The organism is Paenibacillus sp. FSL P4-0176, assembly GCF_037975265.1.
Taxonomy (GTDB): domain Bacteria; phylum Bacillota; class Bacilli; order Paenibacillales; family Paenibacillaceae; genus Paenibacillus; species Paenibacillus amylolyticus.
This window is the reverse complement of record NZ_CP150242.1, coordinates 6,342,100-6,366,758: the sequence shown is the minus strand read 5'-3', so window position 1 is coordinate 6,366,758 and position 24,659 is coordinate 6,342,100. Positions and strand designations below refer to the sequence as shown.

6 protein-coding genes are annotated in these 24,659 nt (G+C 53.7%); all 6 read left to right on the top strand.

Going from position 1 to position 24,659, the window contains the following annotated elements; translation table 11 throughout:
* Positions 1-669: 669 nt before the first annotated feature.
* The 6 genes from ectB (at position 670) to MKY95_RS29150 (ending at position 24,652) form a co-directional block, all read left to right on the top strand.
* Positions 670-1,953: a diaminobutyrate--2-oxoglutarate transaminase gene (gene ectB, locus MKY95_RS29175; RefSeq protein WP_036668147.1), complete on the top strand. Its 1,284-nt coding sequence runs from the start codon at positions 670-672 to the stop codon at positions 1,951-1,953.
* Between the two features lie 423 nt (positions 1,954-2,376).
* Positions 2,377-2,499, top strand: coding sequence for a hypothetical protein (locus MKY95_RS29170; RefSeq protein WP_256721367.1), 123 nt, complete (start codon positions 2,377-2,379; stop codon positions 2,497-2,499).
* A gap of 208 nt (positions 2,500-2,707) precedes the next feature.
* On the top strand, positions 2,708-17,662 hold the full coding sequence (locus MKY95_RS29165) for an amino acid adenylation domain-containing protein (protein ID WP_339195705.1): 14,955 nt from the start codon (positions 2,708-2,710) through the stop codon (positions 17,660-17,662).
* A 165-nt stretch (positions 17,663-17,827) separates the two neighbouring features.
* Complete coding sequence (locus MKY95_RS29160) at positions 17,828-21,106, top strand: non-ribosomal peptide synthetase (protein WP_339195702.1); 3,279 nt, start codon at positions 17,828-17,830, stop codon at positions 21,104-21,106.
* Positions 21,096-22,922 carry an ABC transporter ATP-binding protein gene (locus tag MKY95_RS29155; protein WP_076320419.1) on the top strand — a complete coding sequence of 609 codons (1,827 nt, stop codon included), beginning with the start codon at positions 21,096-21,098 and terminating at the stop codon, positions 22,920-22,922. Before MKY95_RS29160 ends, MKY95_RS29155 begins: the two co-directional genes overlap by 11 nt.
* The gene (locus MKY95_RS29150) at positions 22,919-24,652 is read left to right on the top strand and encodes an ABC transporter ATP-binding protein (protein ID WP_076320418.1); all 1,734 of its coding nucleotides are present in this window, start codon (positions 22,919-22,921) and stop codon (positions 24,650-24,652) included. The genes MKY95_RS29155 and MKY95_RS29150 overlap by 4 nt, the downstream gene beginning before the upstream one ends.
* The last annotated feature ends 7 nt before the right edge of the window (positions 24,653-24,659 follow it).

The window sequence follows — 24,659 nt, the reverse complement described above, 5'->3', positions numbered from 1 at the left end:
GAAAACCTCACCTACGGTTTGATGAGGAGGAGAAGAATATATTTACCCTTTACTCTAACAGAGGCGTAGAGAAGAAGGCGTGATACAAAACGATGTCGGCTACCATCCGTGTGGACGCTGTGGCCAGTTTCCAGCCAGGCTTTCAGAAATTGGTCAGGTAATCATGTTAAGTTATTACAAAGTGCAAGGAATCGGAACACCGGCAAAGAATATTTAAAGGGAATATGTACCAAATTTACCTGTTAAATGACTGAATGTCAACACTCGTCGAATTCCTCGATTGATGTCAAATCATTCCCAACGTTTCTTCTACATTCGCTCTTTTTAACGAAAAATGTTAACACATAATGTTTTATGAACCAAATTTAACAATATAATGACTATATTTAACAAAAATTTCACTATACATTCTTGTAAATTTTGATATAATTCAACCTAGGTCTTATTCCCTATTATTCTAATAAATGGAATTGTAGGGTTTTTTATACCCATCCAAGCTGTGTGCGAGAGACCAGTATACTGGCTAACCAACAAGCCGGCATGTGGGGACCAACAATTGTGGAAAATGACAGCCTAGAATATGTTACTCCATGACGTCAGAAGGTTTAGAAAGGAAGGTTCGGATAGATAGAGCCAACCTTATCCCAATTCCGATGGAGGATGAAGCGAGTGAGCATTTTTGAAAAGCTGGAATCCAACGTAAGATCTTACTGCAGAAGCTTTCCGGTGGTATTCGACCGGGCCAAGGGAGACCTTTTATATTCTGAGGACGGAAGAGCATATATTGATTTCTTTGCAGGTGCCGGGGCACTCAATTACGGCCATAACAACGATTATATTAAAGACCGGGTTCTCGATTACTTGACCTCCGACCGGATTATGCACGGTCTGGATATGTATACAATGGCCAAGCGTGAATTCATCCAGAGCTTCTCCGAGCGGATCCTGGAGCCGAAGAAGCTGAATTACAAGCTTCAATTCTGCGGTCCAACAGGGACGAATGCGGTGGAAGCGGCCCTGAAGCTCGCACGCAAGGCGAAGAAGAGAAGTGGAATATTCGCATTCATGGGTGGCTTCCACGGCATGTCGCTCGGCAGTCTGTCGGCGACAAGCTCCAAGTCCATGAGAGAAGGGGCGGGGCTTCCTCTGGACGGAGTTACGTTCATGCCGCACCCGAGCGGGGCTTTCGCAGAAATGGATACGCTCGGTTATATCGAGAATATCCTGACTGATTCGCACTCCGGAATCGACAAGCCGGCCGCGATCCTGCTTGAAACGGTACAAGCCGAAGGCGGAATTCACGTTGTCGACGCACAGTGGCTACGTGAGCTGCAGCAGCTTTGCCGCAGGCACGATATTCTGCTCATTACAGACGAGATTCAAGTAGGATGCGGCCGGACAGGCGAATTCTTCTCCTTCGAACGTGCGGGGATCGAGCCGGATCTCATTACCCTGTCGAAGTCGATCAGCGGGTACGGCCTGCCAATGTCCCTCCTGCTGCTGAAGCCCGAACTGGATATCTGGACGCCGGGCGAGCACAACGGCACCTTCCGCGGCAACCAGCTGGCTTTTGTGGCCGCGAAGGCTGCTCTCGAGTTCCGGGACAGAACCGAACTGGAAGCTCAGGTGAAGCAGAAGGAAGAATATGTGCGCTCGTTCCTTGATCAAGAAATTAAGCCTCTGCATCCGTCCATCGCCATCCGCGGACTCGGCCTGATCTGGGGCATTGACGTCTCGGGGTTCATGGATGAAGCCGGGGCGAAGCGGGTGGCGGATATCAGCTTCGAGAACGGGCTCATCATTGAAAGAGCCGGCAGAGGAGATTGTGTGCTGAAGATCATGCCTCCGCTGACCGTCTCGATGGAGCATCTGGCCGCCGGCTGCGACATTATCAAGTCCAGTATGCAGCAGGTGATCTCTCAGGAGACCAAGGATTTACTAGTAACGACCTAAGCTTGGCCAAGCCGATGGTCGCCCCCGGCAAGAGGCACGATAGTGCCTTCCGGAGGGCGTGCGGACTTGATGTTAAGGTAGCGCTTTAACCTCATGCTACCTGCGGTAACGTCAATCAGCATGGAATTCTCCGGCAATCCAAGCGCAGTCCCGTTCGTGCCATACGGAGCATTCTTTGAGCCTCATGCAGTACCCTCGTTAAATTTAATCGTCAGGAAAAGCTCACTACCCCGCAGCCGAATCTTTACTTATCCACACCAGGGCTGTGGGGGAATAATCAAATCGTACATAGAGTGTATCAATACCCCTTAAACATAGGCTTCGTCAAAGGTAGCTCGGGTACCAAATCAGGAGGTACGATCGACTTCCTGCTGGACGGCCGGAACCCTGCGGCAAGCCTTACATCGACAGGAGGAACATTCCTTGTCGTCTATCCCCAAATCCAATTCCGAACCCCAAGTTAAACCAAATCCCGTCTTCGGGTGGCTCGTCCGCAGCAATCTTATTGAAGCAGAGGAGTCCGAAGTAGCCGCATCTCTTGCGTAGAACGATGTTTGTTGTCCTCTACGCATGGGAGCCGAGCGGTACAGCTGCTAGGCAGAGGATTGCCGTATGCGATCAACCGGGCAATCCAAGCGGTGACATGGCGTAAGCCATTGATATTGTTGTCAGATGTTTGAAAAGGAGTGGAGCGTTGCTTCGGCATATGCTCTGCCGGATTGCTTTTACCGATGAAGAGAGGGGAACGATCCAGATGGCTTTTGAAAAAGAAACGTTGTTTTGGAACGAAAAATTCGGTAGTGACGATTATACCTTGACGCGGTTGCCTTACAGCAAAGCTCCAAACTCCCTGGTGCCCAATGTGAAAACCGTTGGCGGTTCGCTTTCGGAGGAAGCGGCGCAGCGGGTCCTTCAAATGAGCAAGGGTGCTCCGCTGGCTGCTTTTATGATTTTGCTCGCAGGTGTTCAGGCACTCTTGCATAAATATACAGGTTCTTCAGACATTCTGGTTGGCATGCCGGTTGTGCCGAAAAAGGGGGAGACGCGTCGATCCGTTAATCATACGGTCATTTTGAAAAACTCGCTTTCGGTGGGGGCAACTTTTAAGACGCTTCTGAGCGAACTGAGGACTTCCTTGCCGGAAGCCATTCAGCATCAACATATTCCGTTCTTGAAAATGACGGAGAAGCTGGATCTGCAATATGCAGAAGGGATACCCTTCGTCCATACGCTAGTATCCCTTAAGGAGTTGCATCTGGACGAAATTGGGCAAAACGTGGTCACGGACTGTTCCTTTGAATTCAGTTTAGTTGGCGGGACGATACAGCTAGCGCTGTCATATAACGAGCACTTATATGACTCCGAGTTCATGAATCGGGTCGTCGGCCATCTGAATCGCCTACTGTCCGTGGGGCTTCATGAGTTGGAGCTGGACATCGTGCGAGCGGATATGCTGTCGGAGGACGAAAAATTTCAATTAATACAAAGCTTCAACGATACCGAGAAGGACTATCCTCGTGATCGGACGATTCATCAGCTTGTGGAGGAGCAAGCGAAGCGTGTGCCCGAGGCGACGGCGGTTGTTTTTGAGGGGCAGCGGCTTTCATACGCAGAGTTGAACGAACGGGCGAACCAGCTGGCGCGTACGCTACGATCGGTCGGTGTGCTGCCCAATCAGTTGGTAGGCTTGATGGTTAGGAGATCGCTGGAGACGGTCATTGGCATTTTGGCGGTTCTGAAAGCTGGCGGTGCCTACGTGCCGATCGACCCGGAGTACCCGGAAGAACGTATTCGCTACATTCTGGAGAACTCGAACGCGCAGCTGCTGCTGACTCAAAGAGAGCTGTTACAGCAAGTCCCGTTCGAAGGGAGCGTATTGGCGCTAGATGACAAGCAGGCCTATAGCGACGATGGCTCGAACCTGGAGGCGGCCAGTGGTCCACATGATCTTGCTTATGTCATTTATACGTCAGGTACAACGGGCAACCCCAAAGGGGTCATGCTGGAGCATCGTGGTTTGGTCAGCTTGAAGTTGATGTTCGCAGACAGGCTGGGCATCACGGAGCATGACCGGATCGTTCAATTTGCGAGCTTGTCCTTCGATGCATCCTGCTGGGAGGTTTTCAAAGCACTCTATTTTGGCGCGGCTTTGTACATCCCGACAGCCGAAACAATTCTCGACACTCGTCTGTTCGAGAGTTATATGAACGAGCATGCGATTACGGCGGCGATTCTGCCCCCGACGTACAGCGCTCATTTGAACCCGGACCGTCTTCCCAGCTTAACAAAGCTTGTAACGGGAGGTTCGGCGGTATCGGCCGAATTCGTGCAGCAGTGGAAAGCGAAGGTTCACTATTTCAATGCTTACGGGCCTACCGAAGCTTCGATTGTTACGACGCTTTGGGATGCGGATGAGCAGCAGCCAGAGCGCAGAGTCATTCCGATTGGGCGCCCGCTGTCTAATCATCAGATTTTCATTTTGGATGCCCACCTGCAACTTGTGCCTCCGGGAGTGGACGGCGAGCTGTGCGTGGCAGGCGTGGGACTTGCGAGAGGTTACCTGAACCAACCGGAGCTGACGGCAGAGAAATTTGTGGAACATCCGTTTGCGCCGGGAGAACGGCTTTATCGGACAGGAGATCTCGCCCGCTGGCTGCCGGACGGTAATATGGAGTACTTGGGCCGGATCGACCATCAGGTGAAAATCCGTGGATTCCGAATCGAGGTCGGTGAGATTGAAGAGCAGCTTCTGAAGATCGACTCGGTGCAGGAGACGATTGTGATTGCGCGGGAAGGCAAAAGCGGGCAAGAACTGTGCGCTTACCTGGTCGCTAGTCTCCCTCTTACGCTTGGCGAGCTGAGAAGCGCGCTGGCGCAAAAATTGCCGAATTACATGATTCCGGCACATTTTGTTCAGCTTCCGCAGATGCCGCTCACCCCGAACGACAAAATCGACCGCAAGGCTTTGCCTGCCCCGGAAGGAAACGCACTGACCGGCGGCGAGTACGTAGCTCCACGCAATGAAGCCGAGCGGACACTTGCCGATGTGTGGCAGGCGGTATTGAACGCCGATCGCGTTGGGGTAACGGATCATTTCTTCGAGCTGGGCGGAGATTCGATCAAGTCCATTCAAGTATCTTCGCGGCTTCATCAAGCCGGGTACAAGCTGGAAATTCGGGATTTGTTCAAATATCCGACGATCTCACAGCTTAGCCTGCATGTGATACCGATCGGACGTACCATTGATCAAGGCGAAATTACGGGTGAAACGGCGCTCACGCCGATTCAGCATTGGTTTTTCGAGAGCTCCTTTGCGGACCCGCATCATTTCAACCAGTCGGTGATGCTGTACCGGAAGGAACGCTTCGACGAAGAGATGATACGTCAGGTGCTGCAAAAGCTGGCAGAGCATCATGACGCCTTGCGTATGGTGTTCTGCAAGACGGAACAAGGGTTTAGTGCGTTAACCCGAGCTATTCAGGATGGTGGGCTGTTCACGCTGGACGTGTTCGACTTTAAGGATGCGGAGAATCCCACGCAGGCTGTGGAAGCGAAGGCAACGGACATTCAAGCAGGCATCGATCTGGAGAACGGGCCTCTCATGAAGGCGGGACTGTTCCAGTGCGAGGATGGAGATCATTTGCTGCTCGCGGTTCATCATGCCGTGGTAGACGGCGTGTCTTGGCGCATTTTGATGGAGGATTTCGCTCTAGGTTACGAGCAGATTGGCAAAAGCGAAGAAATTCGTTTCCCGTCGAAAACAGATGCGTACCGCACTTGGTCCGAGCAGCTGGTTGCTTACGCGCAAAGCCCGGAGATGGCAAAAGAACGGGCCTATTGGCAGGCTGTTGAACAAATGGCGGTTCTGGCCATGCCGAAGGATATGGAGGCGGACGTTACGACGCAGCAGGACAGCGAATCGCTGTTTGTCCGTTTGGCTCCCGAAGAAACGGAGCTGCTACTGAAGCGGGTTCACCGTGCCTTCAACACCGAAATGAATGATATTTTGGTAACGGCGCTCGGCATAGCCTTACGCAAATGGACGGGGCACGAACGGGTGCGGATAAATCTCGAAGGACACGGACGTGAATCGATCGGAACGGATATCGATATCACGCGTACAGTCGGCTGGTTTACGACCAAGTTTCCGGTCGTCCTGGAGCCGGAAACCGACCGGGATGTGACCTATCAGATTAAACAGGTCAAGGAAAACTTGCGCCGCATTCCGAACAAGGGGCTTGGGTACGGCATATGCCGCTATCTTTCGAAATCGGAGGATGGCTTGGTTTGGGGCGCAGAGCCGGAAATTAATTTTAACTATCTCGGCCAGTTCGACGATGATGTCAACCAGGGCGAGATCGGCATATCTTCTTATTCCAGTGGCAGCCCGGCTAGCGACCGGCAGGCGCGCAGCTTTGTGCTGGATATCAACGGTATGGTGCTGGACGGTGCTTTATCGCTCGATCTCAGCTACAGCCGGAAGCAGTATCGCAAGGAAACGATGGAAGCCTTCGCTCAGCGGCTTGAGCAAAGTCTCCGAGAGCTCATTACCCACTGTGCAGGCAAAGAGAACACCGAATTGACGCCAAGCGACGTGCAATTTAAAGGCTTGACCATCACAGAATTGGAGCAAATCGCCCAGCGCTCGAGTCATCTCGGGGAAATCGAAGATATTTACTCGCTGACGCCGATGCAAAAGGGTATGTGGTTCCACAGCGCGCTTGACCAGCAAACGGCAGCTTACTTTGAGCAGACGCGGTTTACGATGCGGGGAGCGCTCGACGTCCAGCTTTTTGAGAGGAGCTGGATGGAGCTTGCAAAACGTCATCTGGTGCTGCGGGCGAATTTTGTGAATGGACCAGCGGGCGAGCCGCTGCAAATCATATACCGCGATAAGCCAGTCGGCTTTGAATATGAAGAGCTGCTTCATTTGCAGGTACACGAGAAACAAGCTTACTTGGATGAAAAGGCCGAGGAGGACAAGCTTCGTGGCTTCGACATGGAACATGATGCGCTCGTTCGGTTTACGATTCTGCGCACCGAAGAGCAAAGTTATCACGTTCTGTGGAGTTTCCAGCATATTTTAATGGACGGCTGGTGCCTGGCTCAACTGACGCAGGAGTTGTTTGAGATATACTCGGCCCTGACCTCTGGGAAGCAGCCAGCGGGAGGTAAAGGATCGGATTATGGCGATTATATCGAATGGTTGGAGAAACAGGACGATCAGGCGGCATCCGGCTATTGGACAGCGTTCCTGGCAGGCTACGAAGGGCAAACCGTACTTCCGGGGCAAAAGGAACCAGCGCCGAGCGGCAGATTTACGGCTGATCACGTCACCGTCGAACTGGGCAAGGACTTGAGCAAACGGATGGACCGGGTGGCGAAACAGCACCTGGTTACAGTCAATACGCTGCTGCAAGCCGTTTGGGGCGTGATGCTGCAAAAATATAACAGAACAAACGATGCCGTATTCGGCAGTGTCGTTGCCGGAAGACCGGCGGAAATCCCGGGCATTGAGTCTATGATCGGGCTGTTCATCAATACGGTGCCGGTCCGCGTCAATAGCGAAGTGGACACCGTGTTCGCCGACCTGATGGCGAAGCTCCAAGAGAGGGCGCTGGATTCCGGGCGTTATGATTACTATCCGCTGTATGAAATTCAAGCTCGTAGCGTGCAAAAGCAGAATCTGATCAACCATATCATCGCTTTCGAGAACTATCCGGTGGACGAGCAGATGGAGCAGGCGGGGGACCAGCAGCACGGCGGCCTGACAATTGCTGACGTTCAGATGGAGGAGCAGACGAACTATAACTTCAACGTGACTGTGGTGCCGGGAGCCGAGATCGAAATTCGATTCGACTTTAACGCCGAAGTGTTCGATAAAGACAGCATCGAGCGGCTCAAGGGGCATCTCGTGCATCTGCTGGAGCAGGTAACGGATAACCCGGAAATTACCGTGGGCGAGCTGGAACTTGTGACGGAGGCAGAAAAGGCCGAACTTCTCGGACGTTTTAACGACACCACGACGGAATTTCCGCGCGGGAAGACACTCATTCAATTGTTCGAAGAGCAGGCGGAGTACATCCCGGATGCAGCCGCCATTTCCTTTAATGAGCAAGAGATGACTTACCGCGAGCTGAACGAACGTGTCAACCGCCTTGCCCGTACCTTGCGCAGCCACGGGATATCCCAAGGACGTCTGGTCGCCATTATGGCTGAGCGTTCCATTGAAATGGTTATAGGTATACTGGCAGCACACAAAGCCGGAGCCGCTTACGTACCGATTGACCCGGAATATCCAGAGGAGCGTATCCGTTTCTTGATAGAGGATTCAGGAGCGCAGGTCATGCTGACACAAAGCCGCTTGCGCGAGCGACTGGCGGGTTTGGACTCGGTGATCTTACTGGATGACGAGTCTTTCTATCACGAGGACGGAACAAACCTAAATCAAGGGATTGAAGCGACAGATCTGGCCTGCGTGATCTATACGTCAGGCACGACGGGCAAGCCAAAAGGAAACCTTGTTTCGCACCGCAACATCGTGCGCGTTGTGCAAAATACAAATTATATCGACATCACCAATCGCGATCATGTCCTCCAGCTTTCGAGCTATTCGTTCGACGGAGCGATTTTCGATATTTTTGGTGCTTTGACCAACGGGGCGCGGCTGGTGCTGGTTCCCCGCGAGACGTTGCTGGAAATTGGTCTACTGGCGGATCTCATCCAGCGCCAGCGCATATCGGTCATGTTTATTACGACGGCTTTCTTCAACGTGCTTGTAGATGTGAATGTCAATTGTTTTCGGGATGTCCGGGCGATTTTGTTTGGAGGAGAGCGTGTCTCGGTTGGTCATGTACGTAAAGCACTCGCCCATCTTGGAGCGGGTAGGCTCAACCATGTTTACGGACCGACGGAAAGCACGATATTTACCACGTACCTTCCGGTCGACTTCGTTGATGAGTCGGCGCTTACCGTTCCTATCGGACGACCAATCAGCAATACAACGGTGTATATCGTCGACAGCTGGAATAAGCTGCTGCCGATCGGCGTGGTCGGGGAGCTATGTGTCGGCGGAGAAGGTTTGGTACGGGGCTACAATAACCGGCCGGAACTGACGGCGGAGAAATTTGTGCACAATCCTTTTACGTCAGGAGAGCTCATGTACCGGACGGGGGATTTGGCGAAATGGCTACCGGACGGCACGATTGAATATGTGGGACGAACGGACGACCAAGTGAAAATCCGTGGCTTCCGCATAGAGCTGGGCGAGATCGAAACTCAGCTTCAGAAAGTGGAGGGAATTCGGAAAACGACAGTATTTGCGCGGGAAAACGTGTCCGGCGAAAAGCAGCTTTGCGCCTATTATGAAGCGGACTGTGAGCTTCCGGCGGCCGAGCTGAAGAGCGTGCTGTCTCAGGAACTGCCGGCCTATATGATCCCGACGTACCTGATCCAGTTGGAGCGTCTCCCGCTGACGACGAATGGCAAGGTTGACCGCCGCTCCCTCCCGGCACCTGAGGAGAGCTTGCAACCGGGCGAAGGACATACTCTGCCTAGGACTCCGCTCGAAGCCAGCTTGGCTGAAATTTGGAAAAGTGTGCTTGGATTGGAGCACATCGGGGTTCATGACAACTTCTTTGACTTGGGCGGCCATTCCCTGCGGGCAACAACACTGGTGAGCAAGGTGCATCAGGAGTTGAACGTCGAGTTGCCTCTGCGCGACGTATTCCGCTACTCGACGATCGAACAGATGGCTCTAGCTATCTCCCGGATCGAAGAACATTCGTTCTCGTCGATTCCGTTGGTAGGCGCAAGAGCGTATTATCCACTTTCCTCAGCTCAGAAGCGGCTGTTTATCCTGAATCAGCTGGAAGGAGCCGAGCAGAGCTATAACATGCCGGGTGTGCTGCTGCTCGAAGGGTCAATTGACCATAGCCTGCTGGAGAAAGCTTTCCGCGGACTGATCAAACGTCATGAAACGTTGCGAACCGGATTTGAGGTCGTACAAGGCGAAGCGGTACAGCGTATTTACGAGAGCGTTGATTTTTCCGTCGTGTGTCGACATGCGAACGAGGAAGAAGCGTCTGCAGTCGTGCAGGCTTTTATCCGACCTTTCGACTTGGCGAAGCCGCCGCTGCTGCGCGCCGAGCTCGTAGAGCTGGCCGCCGATCGTTATTTACTGATGTTTGACATGCACCATATCATCTCCGACGGGGTTTCGATGGACGTGTTCGTTGAGGAACTCGTACGTCTGTATGGCGGCGAGTCATTAGAACCTCTGCGCATTCAGTACAAGGACTATGCGGTATGGCAGCAATCGGACGAGCAAAAAATTCAATTGAAACGCGAGGAAGCTTACTGGCTGGACCGATACCGGGGCGAGCTGCCGGTTCTGGAAATGCCAACGGACTATCCGCGTCCTGCTGTACAGAGCTATGAGGGACATACGCTGACGTCCTTCGTGGACGAGGCAACGAACGAAGGCTTGAAACAGCTGGCCGCTCAAAGAGGAACGACGCTATATATGGTGTTGCTTACCGCATATACCGTGCTTTTGCATAAATACACAGGTCAGGACGATTTGATTGTCGGAACGTCGATTGCGGGCAGAACGCACGGCGACACGCAGCCTTTGATCGGAATGTTCGTCAACACGCTGGCGATCCGCAATTATCCGGCTTCGGAGAAGACCTTCCTGTCGTATTTGGAAGAAGTGAAAGAAACGACTTTAGGCGCTTACGAGCATCAGAATTATCCGTTCGAAGAACTCGTCGATAAAGTGCAGGTTAGCCGGGATTTGAGCCGCAACCCGCTGTTTGACACAATGTTCTCCCTGCAAAACCTGGAGGAGTCAGAGTTTGAGCTGGAAGGGCTGAAATTGTCCCCGTACCCTAGCGAATATGGTATGGCCAAGTTCGACCTGAGTGTGGATGTTACGGAAGAAAATGGCGGACTGGAGTGCAACTTTGAATTCGCAACGGCTCTTTATAAAGAAAGCACGATCCGGCGGCTGTCGATTCATTTTGGACATTTGCTTGCGGCGATTGTAAGCCATCCGAATGCAAAGATCGCTGAGCTGAACTTGTTGACGGCAGATGAAAAAGAGAAGATTCTCGGCGCGTTTCACCCGATGCAATCGGAAGTGGCTCCTGTGGCCGCGTTCCACCGACTGTTCGAGGAACAGGCGGAACGTACACCGGAAGCGGAAGCCGTTGTCTACGAGAACGTTCGGCTGACGTATGCGGAGCTGAACGTACGGGCGAACGGCTTAGCGGCCACGCTGCGCGCAAGTGGAATCGGCCGGGAGGAGATTGTTGGCATTCTCGCCGAGCGCTCGGTTGACCTGCTGGTGGCCGTGCTGGCCGTCTGGAAAGCAGGCGGGGCATATGTACCGCTTGACCCGGATTATCCGGCGGACCGCGTGCGGTTTATGCTTGAAGACAGCGGAGCGAAGGTGCTGCTGACACAAACGCTGCTGAGAGAGCGTGCCGAAGCTTGGCTCAGCGAAGAGGAACTGGCACTTGCAAAGGTGTTGTACCTCGACGACGAAACGTCATACAGCGAAGACCGGGAGAATGCACCGCTTGGCTCCAGCATGGTTTCCGGTAAAGTCTCCGGCGAGCTGACGGGTGCTGTGAACAGCGATGATCCGAGTCATCTGAAGGTTGCTGGCTTGGACAGCTTCCATGAAGCTCGTCCTGAGGACCTAGCGTACGTGATCTACACGTCGGGGACAACAGGCAAGCCGAAGGGCGTAATGATTGAGCACCGCAGCTTGGTGAACACGGCAGCGGGCTACCGGCGGGAATACCGGTTGGATCAGTTCCCAGTCCGGCTACTGCAACTCGCCAGCTTCTCGTTTGACGTGTTCGTGGGTGATATCGCGCGGACGTTGTACAACGGAGGCACCATGGTCATTGTACCGAAGGATGATCGGATTGATCCGTCTCGCCTGCACCACTGGATAGAGCGGGAGCAAGTGAAGATCTTTGAATCAACACCAGCACTGATCGTACCGTTTATGGAATACGTGCACGAGCAAGGGCTGGAGTTGAGCGGGATGGAGCTGCTCATCACAAGCTCGGACAGCTGCAGTGTGGCAGATTACCGGACCTTGCAGGAGCGCTTTGGCTCATCGTTCCGCATTATTAACGCCTACGGCGTGACGGAAGCATCGATCGACTCCAGTTTCTATGACGAGGAGTTGGCGAAGCTGCCGCAGACAGGTCATGTGCCAATCGGAAAAGCATGGCTGAATGCGAAGTTTTACATCGTGGATGCACATCTAAATCCTGTTCCAGTCGGTGTGCTGGGCGAATTGGTTATCGGCGGAGTTGGGGTAGCACGTGGGTACTTGAACCGTCCAGAGCTGACGGAAGAGAAGTTTGTAGACAGTCCTTTCACCGCTGGTGAGCGGTTGTATCGCACGGGAGACTTGGCGCGGTGGATGGAAGACGGCAACGTGGACTTCATCGGCCGGATCGACAACCAGGCAAAAATCCGGGGCTACCGGATCGAGACGGGGGAGATCGAGTCGCAGCTGTTGCGGGTAGAAGGTGTGCGCGAAGCGGTGGTGCTGGTCCGAAGTGACGCGAACGGGCAGAAGGCGCTATGCGCGTATTACACGCCGGATACCGGAGTTGAGCTGGTAGTGAACGATCTGCGCAGGGCGCTGGCACAGGAGTTGCCTGGGTACATGATCCCGTCGTACTTTGTGGAGCTGGAGCGTCTACCTCTGACACCGAACGGAAAGATAGACCGGAAGGTGCTGCCAGCGCCGGAAGGGGAAGCGGGAAGCGGAACGGAGTACGTCGCACCGCGCAATGAGCTGGAAACGAAGCTGCTGGTGATTTGGCAGGAGGTGCTGGGGCTTGCGAAGGAGATTGGTGTTCACGATAACTTCTTCGACATCGGTGGCCACTCCCTGCGCGCGACAACGTTGGTCAGCAAGATTCATAAAGAGTTGAACGTGGATCTGCCACTGCGCGACGTGTTCCGCCATTCCACGATCGAGAGCATGGCTACCGCCATTTCTCGGCTGGATCAGCAGATATTTGTTTCCATTCCGGTGACGGATGGCCGAGAGGTGTACCCGCAATCTTTTGCTCAAAAACGTCTCTTTATTCTGAATCAGCTGGAAGTTGCGGAGCTTAGCTACAACATGCCGGAAGCGATGCTGCTGGAGGGTGCTTTGGACCGGGCAAGGTTCGAAGAAACGTTCCGTAAGCTCGTGGCGCGGCATGAAATGTTGCGCACCGGGTTCGAAATGGTGGATGGAGAAGCATCACAGCGGGTTTACCAGGACGTGAATTTTGCGGTGGAGTTCTATCAAGCGGATGAGCAAGAGGTCGAAGCGGTGGTTCACGGTTTCGTCCGTCCGTTTGACTTGGCTAAGCCACCGCTGTTGAGGGTAGGCCTTGTTGAGCTGGCTCCGGAACGCCATATTCTGATGTACGACATGCATCATATTATTTCTGACGGCGTTTCAATGGAAATCTTTGTTGAAGAATTCGTGCGTTTGTATGGTGGAGAGCAATTGGAGCCACTGCGCATTCAGTACAAAGACTACACCGTTTGGCAGCATTCGCAGGAGCAGCAGGAACGGCTTCAGCATCAGGGGGCGTATTGGCTGGACATGTTCCAGGGCGAGCTTCCGGTGCTGGAAATGCCGACCGACTATCCACGTCCGGCTGTACAGAGCTACGAAGGTCAAACGCTGGAGTTTTCCTTCGACGCTTCAGAAACCGGCGGCCTGAAACAGCTGGCTTCGGAAACGGGCACGACGCTGTTTATGGTGCTGCTTGCGGCGTATAACGTGCTTTTGCATAAATATTCAGGTCAGGAAGACGTAATCGTTGGTACGCCGATTGCCGGAAGGAATCATGGAGATGTGCAGCCGTTGATCGGGATTTTCCTAAACACGCTGGCGATTCGCAGTTATCCGTCTTCGGAGAAAACATTCCTGTCATATCTGAACGAAGTCAAAGAAACAACTCTACGTGCCTTTGAGCATCAGAACTATCCGTTTGAACAATTGGTGGACAAGGTGCAAGTCACCCGTGATTTAAGCCGCAATCCGCTCTTCGACACGATGTTTACGATGCAGAATACGGAGAACGAGCAATTTGAGCTGGAAGGGCTTCGCCTGATTCCTTATCCGAGCGTACTTGATACTGCGAAGTTTGATATCAGCTTGGATGTGGGCGAGGATAACGGCGGCTTGGATTACAGCTTTGAATATGCGACAGCTCTTTACAAAAGGGAGACGATTGAACGGCTGGCAAAACATTACGAGCAGTTGCTCCTGACAATTGTAAACCGTCCAGATGCGAAGATTGCCGAGCTGAACTTGCTGACAATAGAGGAAAAAGAACAAGTTCTCAATGCGTTTAATCCAGCGCAGCTAGAAGCGGCTCCTGCGGCTACGTTCCACCGTCTGTTTGAGAAACAGGCAGAGTGTACGCCGGAAGCGGAGGCCGTTGTGTATGAAAATAACCGCCTAACGTATGTGGAGCTGAACGAGCGAGCGAACCGCTTAGCGGTCACGCTGCGTGCAAATGGCATCGGCCGGGAGTCAATCGTTGGCATTCTCGCCGAGCGTTCGGTGGACTTGCTGGTGGCCGTGCTGGCCGTCTGGAAAGCCGGCGGGGCGTATGTACCCCTCGACCCGGATTATCCGGCGGACCGCGTGCGGTTTATGCTCGAAGACAGCGGAGCGAAGGTACTGCTGACACAAACGCCGCTGCGAGAACGTGCCGAGGCCTGGCTCCGCGAAGAGGAGCTGGCGCTGATGTCGGTGCTGTACCTCGACGACGAAGTGTCGTACAGCGAAGATCGGGCAAATGCTCCGATGTGCTTTGATCAAGGCTCCAGCATGGCTTCCAGCCGGGACTCTGGCAAACTAACGGGGGCTGTGAACGGTGCGGATCGGAACCATCTGGATGTTTTGAATGATGTTGGCATGGACAGCTTCCATGAAGCCCGCCCACAGGATCTGGCGTACGTGATCTACACATCGGGAACGACGGGCAAGCCAAAAGGTGTGATGATCGAGCACCGCAGCCTGGTGAACACAGCAACAGGCTACCGACGGGAATACCGGTTGGACCAGTTCCCGGTGCGACTGCTGCAACTCGCCAGCTTCTCGTTTGACGTGTTCCTGGGCGATATCGCCCGGACACTGTACAACGGAGGCACGATGGTGATTGTGCCGAAGGACGACCGGATCGATCCTTCTCGTCTGCACTACTGGATAGAGCGAGAGCGAGTGACGATCTTCGAATCAACACCGGCGCTGATCGTGCCGTTTATGGAATACGTACATGAACAGGGGTTGGAGTTCAGCGGGATGGAGCTGTTGATTACAAGCTCGGACAGCTGCAGTGTGGCGGATTACCGAACCTTACAGGAACGCTTCGGCTCGTCGTTCCGCATCATCAACGCCTACGGTGTGACGGAAGCGGCGATCGACTCCAGTTTCTATGACGAACCGCTGACGAAGCTGCCGCATACAGGCCATGTGCCGATCGGCAAAGCGTGGCTGAATGCGAAATTTCACATCGTGGACGCACATCTGAATCCCGTACCAATCGGCGTGCTGGGCGAACTGGTCATCGGCGGCGTCGGCGTGGCGCGTGGGTACTTGAACCGACCGGAGCTGACGGAAGAGAAGTTCGTAGACAGTCCGTTCGCTGCGGGCGAGCGGTTGTACCGCACGGGAGATTTGGCGCGGTGGATGGAGGATGGCAACGTGGACTTCATCGGCCGGATCGACAATCAGGCAAAAATCCGGGGCTACCGGATCGAGACGGGGGAGATCGAGTCGCAGCTGTTGCGGGTGGAAGGTGTGCGCGAAGCGGTGGTGCTGGTTCGAAGTGACTCGAACGGGCAGAAAGCGCTATGTGCGTATTACACGCCGGATACTGGAGTTGAGCTGGTAGTGAACGATCTGCGCAGTGCGCTGGCGCAGGAGTTGCCAGGTTACATGATCCCGTCGTACTTCGTGGAGCTGGATCGCTTGCCTCTGACACCGAACGGGAAAATAGACCGGAAGGCGCTGCCCTCGCCGGAAGGGGAAGCGGGAAGTGGAACGGAGTATGTTGCACCGCGCAATGAGCTGGAAACGGAGCTAGCGGTGATTTGGCAGGAGGTGCTGGGGCTTGCGAAGCAGATTGGCGTTCACGACAACTTCTTCGACATCGGCGGTCACTCCCTGCGGGCGACGACGCTGGCAGGCAAGGTATTTAAGGAATTAAACGTCAACCTGCCGCTGCGCGACGTATTCCGTCACTCAACGATTGCGGCGATGGCCGAGGCGATCACCGGGATGGAACGGCGGGAGCATGAGGCCATTCCTCAAGCGGAAGAGAGAGAGTACTACCCTCTGTCCTCAGCGCAGAAACGGCTGTTCATTCAGCACACGCTGGATGGAGCAGATCAGCTTTACAACATGCCGGAACTGGTGCAGGTGGAAGGTGAGTTTGATTTAGACCGGTTGGAAGCCGCCTTGCGAAAATTGATAACACGGCATGAATCGCTGCGCACCGGTTTTGAGATGATGAAGGGCGAAGTGGTTCAGCGGATATACCCACAGGTCGATTTTGCTATCGAGCATCATCAAGCGGATACAGAGGATTCAGATCAAATCGAGCAGATCGTCCGCAACTTTGTTCGTCCGTTTGATCTCGGCCAACCGCCGCTGCTGCGCGCCGGGGTCATCGAGCTGGAGCCGCACCTGCGTATTCTCCTTTTCGATATGCACCATATCGTGTCCGACGGTGTATCGATGGCGATTGTGATGGAGGAGTTCTCGAGTTTCTACGCCGGAGAACACCTGCCACCCCTGCGCATTCATTACAAGGATTATGCCGTTTGGCAGCAGTCGAAGGCCCACCGAGAGCGAATCGGGCGGCAGGAAGCGTACTGGCTGCATACCTTCGAAGGCGAGCTGCCCACGGCGGACCTGCCGATGGACTACGAACGGTCTGCCGTTCGTAGCTACGAAGGCGCGCATGTGGAGTTCGACGTTGAAGCTTCTCTCTCTGCGCAGTTACGCGAATTGGCTGCCGAGTGTGAAAGCACACTGTTCATGGTGCTGCTTGCGGCCTATACTGTGTTGCTGTCCAAGTACAGCGGTCAGGAGGACTTGATCGTGGGCACCCCTGTGGCTGGAAGAACTAACGCCGATTTGGAGCGGGTCATCGGCATGTTTGTTAATACGCTGGCGCTCCGCAATCGTCCGTCTGGCGATAAAACGTTCTTGTCCTACCTGGAAGAAGTAAAGGAAACGGCTTTGGGTGCTTTTGAGAACGAGGATTATCCATTCGAGGATCTCGTGGAGCGGTTGAATGTGAAACGGGAGCCGGGCCGCTTCCCGCTGTTCGATGCCGTCTTCGACTTGCAAAATATCGAAGAACGAGATGCCGAGCTGGAAGGGGTCAGCCTGAAGAATTACGAGCTTGACCATTTGGAAGAAGCGAAGTTTGATCTGACGCTGTTTATGTATGAAAACGAAGGGGCACTGAGCGGGGGCTTTTTCTACGCCACCAAGCTGTTCAAAGAAACGATGATCCGTACCTTGACTGAGGATTACCTACGGGTACTGTCTCAAATTGTGGAAAATCCACAACTTGAGCTAAGCCGGATTGAATGTCATAAACCGGCGGCAGGCGCAAAGAGTGCCGTCGATACGATCGAATTCGCGTTCTAATAATACAAGCGCGCTCCGCCGTCAACCGAAAGTGGTGCGCATCCAAGAAAGACGGCGAACAACTTGCAAGTCCGTAAATCAAGCCCGTAAACGCGCAGGTTGAAAGCAAGCTCTTTCGGACCTGCGTGGGGGTATGCGGTCACTTCATTTTTAGGGGAGGTACGAATGAAATCTTTATTTGAAAAGGAAGAACGGTACTGGAGCGGCAAGTTTGACGCAGATGATAGCCTGAGCTTCCTTCCCTACAGTCAATCCTCCAAATTATTCGAGGGCGGGGAATTTGCGGCAGAGCCGGACTTGCTTCACCGTACTCTGCCGAGCGAACTCTCGGAGAGAATCATTGGCCTCGCCAGCGGTTCGGATTTGGCTCTGTACATGATTGTTTTGGCAGGAGTCAAAAGCCTGCTGTTCAAATATACCGGGCGGGACCAAGTGCTGGTCGGCATGCCTTCGTATAGCGCAGACCAGAGCGAGACGCCGCCGCATGACATCTTCGTGATCAAGACATCGGTAAGCAGCCAGACTACGCTGAAAACGCTGCTTGGGGGCATCAAAGGCTCCATCGGCGAGGCGCTGGAGCATCAGCACCTGCCTTTTCGAAAAATGGTGGAGCCGCTCCATCTGAACTATACGGGGCATGGCCTCCCGGTCGTCAACACCATCGCATCCTTCGCCCCGATTCATCCGGGACTGCTGGGTAACCGTGTGGCGGCTGATACCGTTTTTCGCTTCGACCGCCAAAACGACTCCATCGAGCTGGAAATAAGCTTTGACGGACAGCGGTACGAGCGGGCATTTATGGAGCAGGCGGCCGACCATCTTGTTCGGTTGCTGTCCATGCTTTTATTTCAGCCGGATCTGGAGCTTGGACAAGTCGATATGCTGTTCCCAGTCGAGAGGGAGATGCTGCTCAAGGGATTTAATGACACCGAAACCGAGTTGGAGCGGGGGAAAACGATTCATGGCTTGTTCGAAGAACAGGCGGAGCATCGCCCGGATAACGTGGCCGTCGTCATGAACGAGCGGCAATTGACCTACCGCGAGCTGAACGAGCGATCCAACCGCCTTGCGCGGAAGCTGCGGGAAAAAGGAGTAGAAGCAGACCAGCTGGTAGCGATTCTGGTCGAACGCTCGCTTGATATGGTCGTCGGCATTCTGGCAATTCTTAAAGCGGGCGGAGCCTTCGTGCCTGTCGATCCCGACTACCCGGAGGAGCGCATCCGCTTCATGATCGAGGATTCAGGCGCACCGTTATTGCTGATTCAAAAACATCTGCACGAGAAGACCGACTTTGAAGGAACACGCCTTGAATTAGACAATTTTGTTTGGGGCGATAGCGGGGCGGAATCCACTGGTGTGCTGGATGCTTCGAATCTGGAGCCGGCCAGCGGTCCGAATGATCTGGCTTATGTCATCTATACATCAGGTACGACGGGCAAACCCAAAGGGGTCATGCTGGAGCATCGTGGTTTGGTCAGCTTGAAGCTGATGTTCGCGGACAGGCTGGGCATCACGGAGCATGACCGGATCGTTCAATTCGCCAGCCTGTCATTCGACGCGTCCTGCTGGGAAGTGTTCAAAGCGCTCTATTTTGGCGCGACTTTGTACATCCCGACGGCCGAGACGATTCTCGACAACCGCCTGTTCGAGAGTTATATGAACGAGCATGCGATTACGGCGGCGATTTTGCCTCCGACGTACAGCGCATATTTGAACCCGGACCACCTTCCCAGCTTAACGAAGCTTGTAACGGGAGGTTCGGCGGTATCGGCCGAATTTGTACAGCAGTGGAAGGAGAAGGTCCACTATTTCAATGCTTACGGGCCTACCGAAGCTTCGATTGTTACGACGCTTTGGGATGCAGATGAGCAGCAGCCGGAGCGCAGAGTTATTCCGATCGGGCGCCCGCTGTCCAATCACCGGATTTTCATTTTGGATGCCCACCTGCAGCTTGTGCCTCCAGGAGTGGACGGCGAGTTATGCGTGGCAGGCGTAGGGCTTGCGAGAGGTTACCTGAACCATCTGGAGCTAACGGCAGAGAAGTTTGTGGAACATCCGTTTGTGCCGGGAGAACGCCTTTACCGGACGGGAGATCTCGCCCGCTGGCTGCCGGACGGCAACATCGAATACCGGGGGCGGATCGATCATCAGGTGAAAATCCGCGGCTACCGGATCGAAATCGGCGAGATTGAAGAGCAGCTGCTGAAGATCGCCGCTATGCAAGAAACGGTGGTACTCGCCCGCGACGACGCAAACGGCCATAAGCAGCTTGTTGCTTATTACGTTGCGGAAACGAGGCTGGCGGCGCATGAACTCAAGGAGCAGCTCGCTAAGCAGCTTCCGGGATATATGATTCCTTCGTACCTCGTGCAGCTTTCGCGGATGCCGCTGACCCCGAACGGGAAAATCGACCGCAAAGCGCTACCCGCGCCAGAGGAAGCCGCCACTGGAAGAACGGAATATGTCGCGCCGAGAACGCTGCTCGAGATGAAGATTGTCCGTGTCTGGCAGGATACACTTGGCATTCCACAGGTTGGCGTAAAGGATAACTTTTTTGAGCTGGGAGGCAATTCCTTAAGTCTGATTAGGCTTGTTCAAGCCGTTTACGATGAAACGGGCATCGAGATACCGCTGAATCGCCAATTCCATCATGTAACCGTTGAAGCCATGGCTTTTGGAGAGGAGGATCTGGGTCTGGATAAAGGGGGAGACTCCTTCATTAAGCTAAATAAAACAGGGGATCTGAACGTGTTCTGCTTCCCTCCAGGCAGCGGCTTCGGCATCGGTTACCGAGAGCTTGCAAGCAGACTAGACGGCCGATTCGTGCTTTACGGCATTGATTTTATCGACGATATCATCGATTACGAGGCCATGCTGAACCGTTATGTGGATGAGATTGTTCGTATCCAGCCTGAAGGACCTTACGTGTTGCTCGGTTACTGCTTCGGAGGCAACCTGACGTTCGAGGTAGCCAAATCGATGGAAAGAAGAGGGTACTCCGTAACGGACATGCTCATGGTGGACTCGTGGATTAAGGACACACTCACACCTTATGAAACGTCTGAGAAAGAGCTTGAAGAGATGCTTGCGGATTTCGACGAAGAAGAGAAGGAATTAATGAGCAATCCGCTCGTGCGGGAGCGTGTTCATCGGAAGATCAAAGCCACATTGACGTACGAAGCGCAGCTTATTAATTCAGGAACGATAACTGCCCGGATTTACGAACTGATTGCGAAGGACAGTGAAGCGTTCCGCCTGGAGCACCAGTTGCCGTCTTGGCAGAGGGCAACGACGCAAGCTTACGCCGATTACCGGCTGGAGGGCGCACACGAGGAGTTACTGGAACTCACGCGCGTGGACGAAACGGCCGTTGTCATCCGTGACATCTTAGTGCAAATCAAGCAGCAGATCGAAGCGGAGGCAGGGGTCCTGCATGGGAGCTGACTGGCAGACGTCTGTTCAAGGACAAGGCACAGCGGCGCCTTCCAAGCGCCGAACCGCTTATGCCACCTGGAAAGCGTTCCGCTGGCTGATGTCCTATGTAAGCCGTCACAAAGGCTGGATGATCGTCGGTATCCTGTCCGCAATTGCCGCCGCTGTTATTGAGATATGGACGGGACGTTTGGTCGAGCAGCTGACCACACAGGCCGAGAATGGGGCGGGGCCAATCGTTCTGCCGATCGTGTACACGGTCTTTGTGGTCATCTTGATCGGTGTGCCGGCGAAGTTTTTCATGAGCTTTGGTGTGGAGCGAAGCAGTGCCTCTGCGGTGCAGGATATCCGCAACCATGTCATGCGTCATATCGGCAAACTCCCGGTCCCCTATTTGGAAAAGCAGCACTCCGGCGACGTGTTGTCGCGGATCAACAACGATCTGCAGCTCATCCAGCAATTTATGATTCGGGACCTCGCCCAGTGGTTTTATCATCCGCTATTATTTATCGGCTGTTTCGCTTATTTGATGTATCTCCAATGGGAGCTGATGCTGTACAGCCTGCTGTTATTTCCCGTAGCACTGCTGGTTTCCCAATGGATCGGCAAGCAGTTGGAACAGTTGACGGAGGAAGCCCAAGCGAACATGGGCCGAATGAACGTCAACCTCCAGGATACGCTTGGGGGGATGCCTATTGTAAAAAGCTACCTGCTATCCGGTATGTTATCTCGCTCCTACCAAGTGCTGCTACAATTGACGGCTCAAAAAAAGCTGGCCGTGAAAAAGCGGGAAGCCTGGGTCAACCCGCTGCTTTCTACGCTGATGATTAGCCCGATCATTTTCGCCGTCAGTTACGGAAGCTATTTGATCTACAACGGGCAGCTAGGCGCGGGAGAACTGATCGCCTTCCTGTACTTGCTTAATCTGTGTCTGGAGCCGCTGGAGCATATTCCCGAGCTCATCACGCGCACGTTCGAAATGACCGGTGCCCTGAGAAGGGTCTCCGAAATCGTCGAGCAGCCGACCGAAACGGAAAATGGCCGTTTGCTTCCAAAAGCGAGCGCCGCCCCCATCCAGTTTCAGAACGTAACCTTCGGGTATGAAGAGAGTTCCCCGATTCTGCGGAATGTTAGCTTCTCTGTGCCAGAAGGCAAGACGATTGCACTTGTCGGAGCGAGCGGCGGAGGGAAGAGTACGGTGTTTAAGCTGGTATGCGGCTTTTATCCACTTCCGGAGGATCAGGGCGAGATCCGCGTGTTCGGAAGCCTGATCCACGGTGCAGATCCGGAGCAGCTTCGGTCGCATTTTTCCGTGGTAACCCAAGATTCATATTTGTTTAGCGGTACGATCGCCGAAAATATCGGCTATGGGCGGCAAGAAGCGTCGATGGACGAGATTATCGAAGCCGCCAAAGCCGCTCAGGCTCATTCTTTCATTTTGCAGCTTGAGGACGGTTACCAGACGTATGTCGGAGAGCGCGGCGGGTTTTTGTCTGGTGGGCAACGCCAGCGCATTGCAATGGCTCGGGCGTTTCTGAAGGATGCTCCCGTTCTGCTGTTGGACGAGCCCACATCGGCACTTGATCCGGAGTCGGAAAGCGCGGTTCAGGAAGCGTTGGGCGTATTGATGAAGAAGAGAACGACCATGGTTATTGCCCACCGGCTCTCTACGGTACAAAACGCCGATGAAATTTGGGTTATGGAACAAGGAAGTATTGTCGAAAAGGGCACTCATGAACAATTGCTCGAGAGGAAGGGACTGTACGCCCAGTCGTATTACCAGGAGTTTACCGAGTCTGCCGAACGCAGGGAGGTGTCGTACACATGAAAAAGGGCGGAAGGCTATCACAAGTGAAAGAACTCGGCTACTTGCTGACGTTTATGAACCGCAAGCGCAAAACCCAGTACGCGATTGGCCTTGCTGTAACGGCGCTCACCCAGACATTGTTTCTGATCGCCTTCAGCTTGGTCGTACATAACTTGGTTGATTTCGCCGTGTCCCGAGATACGTCCCTGATGGTAGAAGCTTTTGTTATTTTGGGCGCGGCCCTGTTCCTGGAAAATATAATTTCTCCCTGGTTCATTTACTTATACCAGCGCAGTGTCGAGCTGACTGTGCTGAATATCCGCAAACGTCTTTATGACAAGCTGTGCCGGGTGCGGCCGAGATTCCTGGAGCAGAACCACCATGGGGACTTGCTGTCGCGAGTGAACAACGACGTAACGACCGTTGAGTTTACATTCTCGCAGGTTTACTTCGTTTTGCTGCTTCAAGTTGTCTTCTGCATCGGCTCCATTGTCTCTATGGCGGTGATCGATTGGCGGTTTGCTGGCGTATCCTTCGTCATTCTGCTGCTGTCTTCTCTGGTCAGCCTGAAATTTGCACGGGATATCCGCGCTTTGTCCGAACAAGGCTTGCGTACGCTCGGTAAAATGACCGAAAAGTTTAAAGATTTTATGGGTGGCATTCAAATTGTGAAGTTGTTCCGCATCCGCACGATTTACGGCCAGTACGAGGCGTTGAACGAGCAAATGACGCAAACGCTTCGGCAAACGGCGAAGAAGAACGGTATGCAGGCTGCGGTGAACCATTTTATCAGCTACGTCACGTTCTGCGGCATCATCGTCATCGGCAGTCTTCTTTATGCTTACGGATTGATGGGAATGGGAAGTGTCGCCGCTCTGGCAGTTTTGCAAGTGAATCTGACGCACGCCTTGTTGAACCTGGGGATGGTTCTGTCGATGACCCAAAATTCGCTCGCGGGCGCTCACCGGATTCAAGAGGTACTAAGTGAGGAAGAGGAACCGGAGCGTTTGGGATCTTCTCGTAGCGAGCTTTTATCGGAGGCTGCGGTGGAGTTTCGCGATGTGGAATTTTCCTATCAGGCAGATAAAAAGGTGCTTGTCGACATGTCCATGCAGGTGTTTCCTGGTCAGGTCGCTGCGATCGTGGGAGCCAGCGGCAGCGGCAAAAGTACGCTGATTAAGCTGTTGCTCGGTTTTTATCCTGTGGACAGCGGAGATATCCTGCTTCAGGGTAAACCTTTCGGCCATTACACGCTGGAAGAAATCCGCAGGCAGATTGCATACGTTCCGCAGGAACCGTTTTTGTTTACCGGCACGATTGAGGAAAATATCCGCTATGGCAACCCGGATGCAACGGATGAAGAAGTGGTTGAAGCGGCCAAAGCGGCGTACGCTCACCATTTTATTCAGGAACTTCCTGAACAGTATAAAACGCCAGTGGGAGAGAGGGGAGCGTCATTGTCAGGTGGACAAAGGCAGCGAATTGCGATCGCCCGGGCGATTCTCAAAAACGCCCCGATTCTACTGCTGGACGAAGCGACTTCTGCATTGGATAACGAATCCCAGCATTGGGTACAGCAAGCTCTGAACGTATTGATGAAGGGGCGCACCACCATTCTGATTGCTCACCGTCTCAGCACTGTGGAACATGCGGATTTGATTACGGTCATGAATCAAGGAACGGTCGTGGAACGGGGCCGCCATCAGGAACTGCTGGCGCTCGGAGGTTACTACGCGCGGCTGTACGGCTAGACCCGCT

Excerpts from the sequence above, each read along its gene's own strand:
- MKY95_RS29150 (WP_076320418.1), top strand. The coding sequence starts at position 22,919 with ATGAAAAAGGGCGGAAGGCTATCACAAGTGAAAGAACTCGGCTACTTG.
- MKY95_RS29160 (WP_339195702.1), top strand. The coding sequence starts at position 17,828 with ATGAAATCTTTATTTGAAAAGGAAGAACGGTACTGGAGCGGCAAGTTT.
- MKY95_RS29155 (WP_076320419.1), top strand. The coding sequence starts at position 21,096 with ATGGGAGCTGACTGGCAGACGTCTGTTCAAGGACAAGGCACAGCGGCG.
- MKY95_RS29165 (WP_339195705.1), top strand. The coding sequence starts at position 2,708 with ATGGCTTTTGAAAAAGAAACGTTGTTTTGGAACGAAAAATTCGGTAGT.